A 12,715-nucleotide genomic window follows, 5' to 3' on the forward strand; every position below is an offset into this window, starting at 1 on the left:
GATGCCACCACCGCAAATCCCCGACCCTGTTCGCCCGCACGGGCCGCTTCCACCGCCGCGTTCAGCGCCAGTATGTTCGTCTGGAACGCAATCCCGTCGATCACGCTGATGATGTCCACAATCTTGCGCGAACTCTCGCTGATCGAACTCATGGTGTGCACCACCTTGTCCACCACCGCGCCACCCTTCACCGCCACTTCCGACGCGCCCGCCGCCAGCTGGTTGGCCTGGCGCGCGTTGTCCGCGTTCTGTTTCACCGTGGAAGTCAGCTCTTCCATGCTCGATGCGGTCTCCTCCAGACTGGAGGCTTGTTCCTCGGTCCGCTGCGACAGGTCGGTGTTGCCCGAGGCGATCTCGCCCGCCGCCGTATTGATCGCTTCGGCGGCTTCCTTGATCCGGCTGATCGTCTCGGTGAGCTGCGCCACCGTGGCGTTCGAATCTTCCTTGAGCTGGCTGAACGTGCCTTGATAGTTACCGTTCATGGTTTCGGTCAGGTCACCCTTGGCCAAAGCCGCCAAGACGCGCACCACCTCGTTCAGACCGACCGAATTGGTCTCCATCAAAGTGTTCATGGATTGAGCCAGTTGCAGGAAGAAACCCTGCTTGCCTTCGAGCGCGATACGTCCCCGGAAATCCCCTGCCGCTGCCGCTTGGACGATGGCCCCGACTTCCTCCTCCGCCTTGAGCTGATCGGTCAGGTCTATCCACTGGCCGACCGTCCCCAGACGCTCGCCCTCGGCTGACACGACCGGAGTGGTAATCACATCATACTGTCGCCCCCCCAGGCGCATGCGCGTCTTGACCGTGGCATCCAGCGAGCGCAAGCGCTCTACGGCTGCCTGCGGATCAGCGTAGAACACTCCGATACTGCCGCCCACCACCTTGCTCGCCACGAAGTTGGGGTTCTCCTGCTGGAACGCCCGCTCATACTTGGCCAACGTATCCCGCAGGGCATGATTGATATAGATGACCGTGCCATCGTTATCCGCCACACGCACGCACATGCTGACGTTATCCAGCGCACATTTCAGCCGCGACATCTCGCGGGCGTTGCGCTGCTCGGTCTGTTTGCGCTCCTGCAAAGTGACCTGCATGGTCTGCAACGCGGCCATCATGCTCGACGTGTCGCCGTGCTCCACCCGCACACCCACCGAGAAGTCGTCCGCCGCGATACGACGGGCCATCTCGACGGCATGGCCGGGTTCCCCCCCGAGTTGCTTGAGCAGGCTACGTGCGATCCACATCCCGAAGAACAAAGCCACGACCGCACTCCCCAGCATCAAGGCCAGCAGCCAGCCGGTGCGCCCCTGGATGACCGCAGCCACCGCGCTCTCATCCTGTGCGGTCTTTTCGTTGACTTTCACCACCAGCGCGTCGATCGCCTGACGATGCGCCAGATAATGCTGTTCCAGTTGCGGCAGCAGGTTTGCCGCTGCCTGCCGGTCACCGCGCAACAGCGCCGGAATGAACTGTTGGTCGCGCAAGTCCAGGAAAGCCTTGCCTGGCTCGTACGACGTCACCAGCATCAATTCACGTATCGCCCCGTCGGCAAGATTGTCAGCCCAGTATTTGTGGCGTACCTCATAGTCTTCACGCAGTTGCTTGCTCTTCGCCACCAGCGCGGGCATGGATCTGGCATCGGCATTTGCCAATTCGAACACATTGAGGTTGGCTTCGATCAAGTACTCCGGCGGCGGCAGGATGTCGGCCACCAGGTCTTTCTGCTGGACGATGCCAAGATAGGTCGGTCCGCCCACCTTGACCAGGCCAAGTGTACTCATGGCCACCCAACCGGAGGCGAGGAAGCTGGCAGCAAACACGCACAGCAACAGCATCAAACGGGTATTTACGCGCAAGTCTTTCATACGATCTCTCCTGGCAACAAGCTCAGGCCGCCGCCTCATCGGTCAGCGCCATTTCAGAACTACCCATCAACTTCTCAATCTCGACCAGGATCAGCATCCGTTCACCGACGGTACCCAGTCCCAGAATGTAGCCGGTGTCTATGGTTGCCGACAGTTCGGGAGCCGGCTTGATCTGCTCGACCGCAAGAGTCAGCACATCGGAGACCCCATCCACCACCACGCCGACCACACGGTTACCAACGTTAAGGATGATGACCACCGTGAACTGGCCGTACTCGACATGTCCCAGACCGAATTTGATGCGCAGATCTACGATGGGCACGATGGTGCCTCGCAGGTTGATGACACCCTTGATGAAGGCCGGGGTGTTCGCGATGGGTGTGACCGCGTCATAGCCACGGATCTCCTGCACCTTGAGGATATCGATGCCGTACTCTTCCTGCCCGAGCGTAAAGGTGAGGAACTCGCGACCGATCGCGTGGCTGTTCAAACCGACTTCCTGTTGCATCGTCATACCGCCTCCTATCCTGCTATTGCCTGATGCTGCGCGACCATCGCGCCCAACGCATTCACGTCCAGAATCAAGGCCACCCGCCCATCGCCCATGATGGTGGCACCGGAGATGCCATGAACCTTGCGGAAATTCGACTCCAGACTCTTGATGACCACTTGCTGCTGCCCCAGCAGCTCGTCCACGAACAGTGCAGTCTTGCGCCCCTCGTTCTCGACGATGATGACGATGCCCTGCTCCAGTTCCCGCGCCTTGGGCGCGATATTGAACACCTCATGCAGCGGCAACAGTGGCAGATACTCACCCCGCACCTTGAGCAAGCGTCCATCACGTCCGACCGTCTTGAGATCGGTCTCGGAGACCTGCAACGACTCGATGATGGCATTCAAGGGCGCGATATAGACCTCTCCGCCGATGGAGACTGACAGGCCATCGAGGATCGCCAGTGTCAGCGGCAAACGAATGGTGGTGCGGGTTCCCGACCCCTCGTGCGAATCCAGCTCGATACGCCCACCCAATTCGGCGATGTTACGCTTGACCACATCCATGCCCACGCCGCGACCAGAGACATCGGTCACCACATCGGCTGTCGAAAAACCTGCCTCGAAGATCAGCATCCACACATCGGCATCCGGCATATCGTCGCTCACCGGCAGGCCGCGCTCCTTCGCCTTGCCCAATATCTTGCCGCGATTCAGCCCACCACCATCATCGGAGACTTCGATGACGATGCTGCCACCCTGATGGAAAGCATTGAGTGTGACAGTACCCTTCGGGTTCTTGCCTGCTGCGACGCGCTTCTCGGGGAGCTCGATGCCGTGATCCAGACTGTTGCGGATCAAATGCGTCAGGGGATCGGCGATCTTCTCGATCAGCCCCTTGTCCAGCTCGGTGCTCTCCCCCAAGGTCTTCAGCTCGATCTGCTTGCCCAACTTACCGGCCAGATCGCGTACCACACGAGGGAAGCGGCTGAACACGAAGGAGATCGGCAACATGCGGATAGACATCACCGCCTCCTGCAAGTCGCGCGTGTTGCGTTCGAGTTGGCGCAGACCGTGCTCCAACCGCTCCTGCATCACACCATCCGTATGGGTCGCCGCCTGATTCAACATCGCCTGGGTGATCACCAGTTCGCCCATCAGATTGATAAGTTGATCGACCTTTTCGACACTGACACGGATCGAAGTATCGGTAGGCGCTGCGACCACTCGGTCGGTCGCGCGCTTGCCGGCACGGACACCGTCCGCCTGGGGATCGTCCGTTGCCCGCCTGCCGGGCGAGGCCGCCGGTACGGCAGCGGCGGGCTGACCCTCATCCGCCTTTTCGTGCTCTTCGTAGATTCCGTAACCCTGTTTATTCTCGCGGACCGAGCGCTGGGACGGGGTCTCCCGGAAGAAGCCATAACCGCGTGCATCCTCGATGACCGCCACGCTACCCGGCGCGTCCTCAAAAAACCCGAAACCTGCATCGGCCTCGACTGCCTTGCCCTCGCTGGACACCGGCGCAGGCAGATCGTCAAAGAAGCCATAACCCGGATCGGCGGCAGCCGCTGGGGTGGGCACTGCATCGAAGAAGCCGTAACCTGGGTCCGGCTGCGGCGGTTGCGCATCGTCAGTGAAGAAGCCGTACCCGGCATCGCTCGCCGATACCACAGGCTCATCGCCGAAGAAGCCATAGTCAGCCTCTTCCTGCTTGCCTGTCACGGCGACGACCGGGGCAGGCGGCGCACTGCTGGCACCGCCCACCGCCAAGGCGTTCAATTCTTCGCACACCGAGCGGACCTCGGCTGCATCGACCTCGCCCTCGCCACGATGAGCCGCCAGTTGCATGGCCAGCACATCACCAGCGCGCAAAAAAGCGTTGACCATATCATCGGTCAAGGTCATCTCTTGTTTGCGCAGGCGATCCAGCAAGGTCTCCAGAACGTGGGTGACCTCGGTCATATCGGTGAAACCGAAGGTGCCGCTCCCGCCCTTGATGGAGTGGGCGGCACGAAAGATCGCATTCAGATCCTCCATGGAAGGCGCGCCGACATCCAGGTTGAGCAACAGCGATTCCATCGCTCCCAGATGTTCAGCCGTCTCCTCGAAGAAGACCTGGTAGAACTGGCTAAGGTCTAGACTCATGGTCTGTATGATCCTGGCTCAGCCGATCACCTTCTTCACGACTTCCAGCAGCTTGGAGGGGTCGAATGGCTTGACCAGCCAGCCCGTAGCACCAGCTGCCTTGCCCTGCATCTTCATTCCGTCACTGGATTCCGTGGTCAGCATCAGGATGGGAACCGCACGATAGTTGGGCATGGCGCGCAAGGTGCGTATCAGCGTCAGCCCATCCATGACAGGCATGTTCTGATCGGTGAGAACCAGATCGACCGTCTTCATCTTGGCCTTGTTCAACCCATCCTGCCCATCGACCGCCTCTATCACATCGTAACCGGCGCTCTTCAGCGTAAATGCCACCATCTGCCGGATCGAGCTGGAATCGTCGACGCTAAGTACCGTTTTGGCCATCTTCACCTCCCACAATCAAAACATTCAGAATAATTCAATCTCACCACTGTCCATGCCATGCTGACTGACCTGTCGTCCGCCATCGTGCCGGTTGGCTTGGGCGAGCAGGGCGCTGATCTCGGCACGCATGGACTCCGACCTTGCCCGTGAAGCCACCTCGCCGCGACTGGACTCACGCGCCCAATCGCCCAATTTACGCCAAGCCTGTGACATATTGTCGACACGATTTCGGGAATGTTGAATCAATTGTGTCACCATGTCCTGAAACTGCAACGAAGTGACCGCACGCCCCACGACCAGATCGACCTCGTTCGAGATTGCCTGTTGCCGCTCGATGACCTGGGCCATCCCTTCGTTCATCTTCTGCACACTGGTCAAGGTCGATTGGAGCTGATTCTTCGACCTGACGGCGAAGTCCATATCCAGCGTCGCCATCAGCGTGATCGACCCTTCGGCCTCGGCGATGGCATCATGCACCTGGTTCACGTTCGCGCGTATCTGCTGGCTGAAATGCTCGGCACGACCGGACAGTTTGCGCACTTCATCGGCGACCACCGCAAAGCCACGCCCCGCCTCGCCTGCCCGCGCGGCTTCGATCGCCGCATTGAGTGCCAGCAGGTTGGTCTGCTTGGAGATGCCGTCGATCTCGCCCAGGACATTGAGAATGCCCCGGACTTGCTGGCTGACCGTGTCCATCTTGTCCACCAGCTCCATGCCCACCTTGCTGTTGTTGATGATACTGCCCACCAGTTGCTTCATCGTCTCGGAGGTGTCGCCCAGGAAGCTTTCCAGCGAGGCGTTATCTGCGTGCTCGCTCTGCTCGGTGACCGAGAGCGCCGCCTCACGCTGGCTTTGAATGAGTTGCTGCATGCCGCCAAACCCATCCATCAACTTCTGGATGGCATCTGCCAGCAACATCTGGACCTGATGCATATCCTCATTGGCCCCGGAGTATTGGTCGGCGAACTGCGGATAGGTATGCATCAGCACACTCTCGACAGCACTTTCCTGCATGGTTTCGCAGCCACTCGGCTTGTCTGCGGACTCTCTGGCTCCACACAAGGACAAGAGCACCGCTCCCACCGCCAGCGTGATGATCGCGTTCAACCCCAAGGCCACCCATCCCTCCAGACCGGATGTGGAGACTGCCCAGTGCAACAACAGGCCGACCACGCTGGCCCCCAACAGGACCCTGACCCCCGGTTTACTCACTCGTTGCTCCATGATGGTCACCTCAAATGCTGGAACAACCCAGCAGCTCCTTGATATCCAGAATCAACACGATCTCTCCTTCACTCGACATCGTCACCCCTGCCACACCTTTCGGACGGAAGGTATCGAGCGACTTGATGACCACGTCGTCATGACCGGCGAAACCATCCGCTGAAAGGATGAAACTACTCCCCTCCACTTGCATCAGCACACCGACCTCGGGCCGTCCGTTATCTTCCCACCCCACCAACCTGGCCAGGGACATCACCGGCAACACCTCGCCGCGCACCACCAGAGTCTCCTTGCCCGCCACCTGCTGGATCTGGTCCGGCATGATGGAAAGTATCTCCCGCACCATCGATAAAGGTACGGCGAACGGCTGATCGCACAAGCGCAGCAGCAATACCGGCAGGATGGCCAGCGTCAGCGGCAACGAGATAGTGAACACCGACCCCTTGCCGATCTCGGATTCGATGCTGATCGTGCCATTGAGGCGCTGGATGTTGGTCTTCACCACGTCCATACCCACACCGCGCCCGGACACACTGGAAATCTGGTCCTTGGTCGAGAAGCCGGGCAGGAAGATCAACTCCAGGCTTTGCACGTCATCCAGACTGTTGGCCTGCTCCATGCTGATCAGGCCCTTCTCCACCGCCTTGCTGCGTATCACATCCGGGCGCATACCCTTGCCATCGTCCTGGATGGTGATCAGGATGTGGTCCCCTTCCTGCCGGGCACCAAGGTTCACCGTACTCTTGGTCGACTTGCCCACAGCGGAACGCTGGGCGGTCTCCTCCACACCATGGTCCACCGCATTGCGTATCAAGTGGACCAAGGGGTCATTGAGATCTTCGATCATCGTCTTGTCGATCTCGGTCTCCTCGCCGGACAACACCAGCTCGACATCCTTGCCCAACTGTCGTGCCAGGTCGCGCGCCAAGCGTGGATATTTCTTGAACAATCGGCCTATCGGCTGCATCCGCGTCTTCATCACCGCGTTCTGCAGATTCACCACCAGCATGTCCAACTGGCTGACCGCCTCGTCCAGCGCCCTCAAGGTCGTCGGATCGGAGCTCCCCTGCAGGATGTCGTTGCGCAGGTGGGTCAAACGGTTCTTGGTCAGGCCGATCTCGCCGGAAAGATTGAGCACCTGGTCGAGCCGGTCGGTATCGACACGGATGGTATTGTCCTTGGCGGCATCGCCATCACGGCGCGGCGCGGTCGGGGTGGTTGCTCCCCCCGGAGCATCGCCCGCACGCCGACCGAACGCACTGGTCTTGAGTTTGGCTTCGTCGATCGCGGTCTGCACCGACTCGGCCACGGCAGCCTCGATGACCGGTGTCGTAGCTACCGCTTCAGGTGCGCCTCCAGTGACGGTCTGATACAGCCCGTTCCAATCCAGTCCCGCAGGCACGGCGACCGGCGGAGTGGCCGGCGGAGCAACCACCGGACTGGCACCGCCCCTGACACTGGCCACACTCTCTCCCTTGATCGCCGCTTGCAACGCAGCGATCAAATCTCCCGGCGCGGCGGGGGGCTGTATGCTTTGGGCCAACACATTGAACATGCTGCGGACCTCGCCGGTGGCCGCCATGATCGCATCCATCAGGCCCGCGCTCATCTGCAACTCGCCATTACGCAGTTTGTCGAACAGGTTCTCGGTCAAATGACACAGGGTCACCAACTCTGAAGCGTTCAGGAACCCGGCCCCTCCCTTGATGGTGTGGAAGCCACGGAAGATGTCGTTGAGCAGGCGATGATCTCCGGGCGACTTCTCCAGTTCGACCAGTTTGCCATCCACATCGGACAACAGTTCGGACGATTCCGTCAGGAAGTCCTGCAGCAGCTCTTCCATTCCTGCGAAGTCGTTCATGCTAGAACCCCAGACTATCCAGCAGATCGTCTACCTGATCCTGGCTGGTAACGACATCGGAACGTCCTTCCGCCTTGATCACCGGCCCGTTCAGCAAACCGGAATCCGCTTTCAGCGCGGCTGCGGGAACACTATCCACCAGCAGGCTGACCATTTGCTGCTCCAACTGCTGAGTGACCTCCATGATCTTCTTGATCACCTGACCGGTCAGATCCTGAAAGTCCTGAGCCATCATGATCTCGCGCAACTGGGCACTGGCGGCCTTGGTCTGCTTGGGCACTTCGATCAGGTAGGCATGGGTCTGGGTCGCCAGACTCTTGAACTGTTCCGGAGTGAGTTGCTGGTCGAACAACATCTGCCACTGTGTGGCCAGGCGATGCGCCTCATCTTCGACCTTGTTCAGGATGGGCTGCGCCGCCTCGGTCGCGTTCAACACCCGCTCCGCCGCTTGCTCGGTCATCGCCGCCACATAGTTAAGCCGGTCCCGCGCATCCGGGATGGCCGCTGCAGCCCTCTCCAGATTCTTGTCGAATCCCAGTTCGCGCAAACTATCATGCAGGGCGCGCGTCATCTGACCGATCCGGTTGATGACATGACCATCGGTCAGTCCCCCCTCAGCCCCGGAGTCCGCCTCCACCACTTCCGCCGAGGTCTCGTCCTGCTGGGTAGCCGAAACGATGCTGTCGAACAGGGCCTCTAAATCGTCTGAATCTTGAGTGGCACTCATTTTGGCCTCACTTTTGTGGCATTTTTTCGAAAATCTTCTTTAGCTTCTCATCCAGAGTCGCCGCCGTGAACGGCTTCACGACATAGCCGGAGGCCCCCGCCTGGGCTGCCTCGATGATGTTCTCGCGCTTGGCTTCCGCCGTCACCATCAGCACGGGAAGATGCTTCAACGCCGGGTCCTGCCGAATATTCTTGAGCAAATCGATGCCGGTCATGTTTGGCATATTCCAGTCCGACACCACGAAATCAAAACCGCTCGCGCGCAGCTTGTTCAATGCATCCACGCCATCCTCGGCTTCCTGGACATTGGTGAACCCCAATTCCTTCAACAAGTTGCGCACGATACGGCGCATGGTCGAAAAATCGTCCACCACCAGGAACCTCATGTTCGAATCAACCATAATCGATCTCCTTGTTACAACCTATCCTTACACCAGCAAGGGGCGCAGGGTCTCCGCCAATGCACCACCATCGAACTTGGGTACGTAATAATCCACTCCGACTCGCTTGCCCATGGCCCGATTGGCATCCGACGATAAGGACGAATGCATCACCACCGGGATGCCATCGAAGCGCCGGTCCGATTTGATGTTCTGGGTCAGCACATACCCATCCATCTCCGGCATCTCCGCATCGACCAGCACAACCTGTATCTGGTCGTGCAACTCGCCGCCCATACTCTGCACACCATCGGCCAACACTTTCAGGCGATCCCACGCCTCCATCCCGTTGTGGGCCTGTATGCTCTTGACTCCGAGTTTGTCCAGCACTTCGCTTATTTTCTTCCGGGCCACACCGGAGTCATCTACGAAAAAGACACATCTTTCGTGGCCATTTTCCACGCGCTCGACTTGACCGACCACGTCCTCACCGAACGCCGTGGCCAGGATCTGCTCCACATCCAGAATGGAGACCAACTTGCCATCGGGCAATTCGGTGAGCGCCGTGATCAGATTGACGTTATTCGACAACATTCCTTCGGTAGCGCGCACCTTGTCCCAATCCACCCGGATGATGTGCTCGACGTGATGTACCAGGAACCCGAGGATATGACGACTGTATTCGGCCACCATCATGGTCCGCTGCTCGGCGGCATCCGCCCCATCGAAGCCCAGGAACCGGGCGAGATTCAAGACCGGGATGATGTGTCCGCGCAGGCTGACGATCCCATCCACGCCATGCGGCATGTTCGGCGTGCGTGTGATCTTCATCGCACGGCAGACCTCTTTCACCTTGAACACATTGATCCCGAACAGCTCCTGAGAGCCCAGCGAGAACAACAGGATCTCCATCTTGTTGGAGCCCGCCAGATTGGTTCGTGCATCGACCCGATCGAGTAAGCTATCGCTGCCCGCATTGGCCGAGAACTGCGGATAGGCCATTTCAGCATTCATGGTTGCATCCCTCTCATGTCAACAGCCTAGCCAAGGTCTGCGACAATTTCTGAGCATCGAACTTGGGAACGTATTCGTCCACCCCCACAGCCTTTCCCAGCTGTTGATTGGAATCACTCGAAAGCGACGAGTGCATCAACACCGGAATTCCGACAAAGCGTTTGTCGGCCTTGATCTTGCGCGTCAGCATGTAGCCATCCATCTCGGGCATCTCGACATCGGTCAGGATCACCTGGAGCATGTCCCGCAAGGGGACGTGCGCAGCCTCGGAGTAATCAGCCATGCGTTGCAACTCCTGCCAAGCCTGGCGACCGTTCACCGCCGAAACCGAGCGCACCTGCATCGCATCCAGTGTGCGTTCGATCTGCTTGCGAGCGACGGAGGAATCATCGGCAAAGAACACCGTACGCCCCTGCACTGCCAGCGGCCTGATGTTCTTCAGCGCAAAATCGTCATCGAAGTGGCCAGTCTCTGCCAGCACTTTTTCCACGTCCAGCATCATGACCAGCTTACCGTCCGGCAATTCGGTGACCGCCGTGACCAGCCCCCCCATCTTTGCCGACAGCATGGGTGGCGGCACTCGCATCGATGACCAGTCCAGCCGCAATATGGTGTCCACCGCTTCGACCAGGAAGCCCTGTGTATGGCCGTTGTACTCGGTGATGATCATGATCTCGGGCCGGGTCGCGGTCTGAATCCCGGCATATCTGGCCAGATCAATGACCGGCACCAGCACCCCGCGCAGACTGACCATCCCCTCCACTGCACTCGGCATCTCGGGAGCATGAGTGATGGGAGGTACACGCATCACCTCGCGCACTTTGAACACGTTGATCCCGAACACCTCGCGCCGCTCGGTCTGATTGTTCTTCCCGAGCGTGAACATCAGAATCTCAAGCTTGTTGGTCCCCGCAAGCTTGGTACGGGCATCGATACTTTTTAGCAATTCAGACATAAAGCACCTCATCTAACCCCGCGTCGGCCCATCCCGCCGCACCGACCCACACCCGAACAGCGGCCACGTCATCTATACCTTGAAACGCTCCACAACCTGCTTCATGTCTGCGGCCAGCTGCTCGACATGCTTGATCGAGTGAACGGTGCGTACGACCACGGCATTATTGGTCCCGGCCATGGCTGCGATGCGCTCCACGTTCTCCGAGATACTCTGGCCAGCCAGTTTCTGTTGACCGACCGAGAATGTGATCTCCTCGACTCCGGAATTCACCCTCACCACGGTCTCGTTGGACTGCGCCAGCACATCCGCCACGGTCTCCATATGGCTACGGCTGGTCTGCAACGATTTCAATCCGTTGCCGATACTGCTCTCCACATGGTCGCTCTGCTCGCTCAGTTCTCGCGTCACCACGTCGATCTGGCTCGCCGCTTGGGCGGACTTCTCGGCCAGCTTGCGCACTTCATCGGCCACCACGGCAAACCCCCGGCCCTGCTCCCCGGCACGGGCAGCTTCGATGGCAGCGTTCAGCGCCAGCAGATTGGTCTGCTCGGCGATATCACGCACCTCCTTGGTCATGCTGGTGATGGTTTCCGTGTTCTTCACGAAAGCCCCCACCGAGCCGGCCATGGTATTGACCGCCCCTTCCACGTGCTCGATCTCGCTCATCAGCTCCTGCAAGCTCTGCCGACCACTCTGCGCACGCCTCAAGCTCTCTTCGGAATGAGTCTGCACCCGGGTAGTGGTATCTGCGACAGCCGTGATGCTCTCACTCATTTCTTCGACGGCGTGGGCCACCTCGGTCGCAGAGTCGCTCTGGCTCTGCGAGCTGTTCGCTACCGTATCCGCATTGAGCGCCAGCGCTGAGGCCGAACTGGAGAGCTGCTCGGCGTAGCCATGCATCAGACCGACGATGGTCTGGAAACTCTTGGCCAACTCGTTGAACACGCGGCCCGTCTGACCGATCTCGTCTTCACTGCGCACCTGGACACGAAGCGACAGGTCGCCCTCGCGCTGCATCTGCTGCATCACTCTTTGCAGCTCTCGGGTTGGCGCGGTCACCTGGCGGATGATGCCCCCGATGATGAAGAACAGGGCCACCTGCAACCCGAACTGCCCGATCCAGAGCCACTTCTTCATGCGATTGAGCTCGGCATACTCGTCGGACAGCTGGATACGCACACTGACCGCGCCATTGATGGTGCCTTCATTGCCGGCATGGCACTGCAAGCAGTTCACCCCATGGTAGTCACGCGAGGTGAGGAAGGGGTAGACCACGCGCAGATTAGGATTGTCACCCGAGCTGAAGACCACCTCCGGTTTGCCGCTGCTCAACACTTTACGTTCGATATCGTCTCTGGCTTGCTCTTCCGGCAGCCCCGGACCGTACTGGTCGATGACGGGCTTGTTGCGGAAGATGCGCAATTCCTCCAAGCCTTCGGTGGCAGCCATGCGTTTAACCAGACTGGCGCGCTGTTCCTTGTCGCTGATCAGGCCCGATATCATCATGGTGTTGACACTATTGAACAGCGCCTTCGCCGCCAACTCAGCCTTGTGCCTTGCCTCGTTGGCTATCGTAGCCTCGTAGTTATTCACCATCCACATCTGCGCGAACACCAAGATGATCATCAGTATTGCCTGAATCGGTATCTGCAGTTTGTTCTTGAGA

At 59.3% G+C, this 12,715-nt stretch carries 11 protein-coding genes; all 11 read right to left on the reverse strand.

Annotated elements, in window-relative coordinates:
* Positions 1 to 1,865 (reverse strand): methyl-accepting chemotaxis protein (locus DM08_RS07725; RefSeq protein WP_275451048.1); only part of this gene is annotated, 1,865 nt, incomplete at its 3' end.
* Between the two features lie 22 nt (positions 1,866 to 1,887).
* On the reverse strand, positions 1,888 to 2,379 hold the full coding sequence (locus DM08_RS07730) for a chemotaxis protein CheW (protein WP_051937975.1): 492 nt from the start codon (positions 2,377 to 2,379) through the stop codon (positions 1,888 to 1,890).
* Positions 2,380 to 2,387: 8 nt separating this feature from the next.
* Positions 2,388 to 4,502, reverse strand: coding sequence for a chemotaxis protein CheW (locus tag DM08_RS07735; RefSeq protein WP_035384090.1), 2,115 nt, complete (start codon positions 4,500 to 4,502; stop codon positions 2,388 to 2,390).
* Between the two features lie 18 nt (positions 4,503 to 4,520).
* On the reverse strand, positions 4,521 to 4,886 hold the full coding sequence (locus tag DM08_RS07740) for a response regulator (RefSeq protein ID WP_035384091.1): 366 nt from the start codon (positions 4,884 to 4,886) through the stop codon (positions 4,521 to 4,523).
* A gap of 24 nt (positions 4,887 to 4,910) precedes the next feature.
* Complete coding sequence (locus tag DM08_RS13300) at positions 4,911 to 6,098, reverse strand: methyl-accepting chemotaxis protein (protein WP_161780276.1); 1,188 nt, start codon at positions 6,096 to 6,098, stop codon at positions 4,911 to 4,913.
* A gap of 22 nt (positions 6,099 to 6,120) precedes the next feature.
* Complete coding sequence (locus DM08_RS07750) at positions 6,121 to 7,971, reverse strand: chemotaxis protein CheA (protein WP_051937978.1); 1,851 nt, start codon at positions 7,969 to 7,971, stop codon at positions 6,121 to 6,123.
* 1 nt (position 7,972) lies between these two features.
* Positions 7,973 to 8,698: a protein phosphatase CheZ gene (cheZ, locus tag DM08_RS07755; RefSeq protein WP_035384092.1), complete on the reverse strand. Its 726-nt coding sequence runs from the start codon at positions 8,696 to 8,698 to the stop codon at positions 7,973 to 7,975.
* Positions 8,699 to 8,705: 7 nt separating this feature from the next.
* Positions 8,706 to 9,098, reverse strand: coding sequence for a chemotaxis response regulator CheY (cheY, locus tag DM08_RS07760; protein WP_035384093.1), 393 nt, complete (start codon positions 9,096 to 9,098; stop codon positions 8,706 to 8,708).
* A gap of 27 nt (positions 9,099 to 9,125) precedes the next feature.
* Positions 9,126 to 10,091 (reverse strand): chemotaxis protein, encoded by a 966-nt coding sequence (locus DM08_RS07765; RefSeq protein WP_237560246.1) that lies wholly within the window; start codon positions 10,089 to 10,091, stop codon positions 9,126 to 9,128.
* 13 nt (positions 10,092 to 10,104) lie between these two features.
* Positions 10,105 to 11,046 (reverse strand): chemotaxis protein, encoded by a 942-nt coding sequence (locus DM08_RS07770; RefSeq protein WP_035384095.1) that lies wholly within the window; start codon positions 11,044 to 11,046, stop codon positions 10,105 to 10,107.
* 72 nt (positions 11,047 to 11,118) lie between these two features.
* Complete coding sequence (locus DM08_RS07775; protein ID WP_237560247.1) at positions 11,119 to 12,675, reverse strand: methyl-accepting chemotaxis protein; 1,557 nt, start codon at positions 12,673 to 12,675, stop codon at positions 11,119 to 11,121.
* Between the last annotated feature and the right edge of the window lie 40 nt (positions 12,676 to 12,715).

This window comes from Ferriphaselus sp. R-1, assembly GCF_000746095.1.
GTDB lineage: Bacteria > Pseudomonadota > Gammaproteobacteria > Burkholderiales > Gallionellaceae > Ferriphaselus.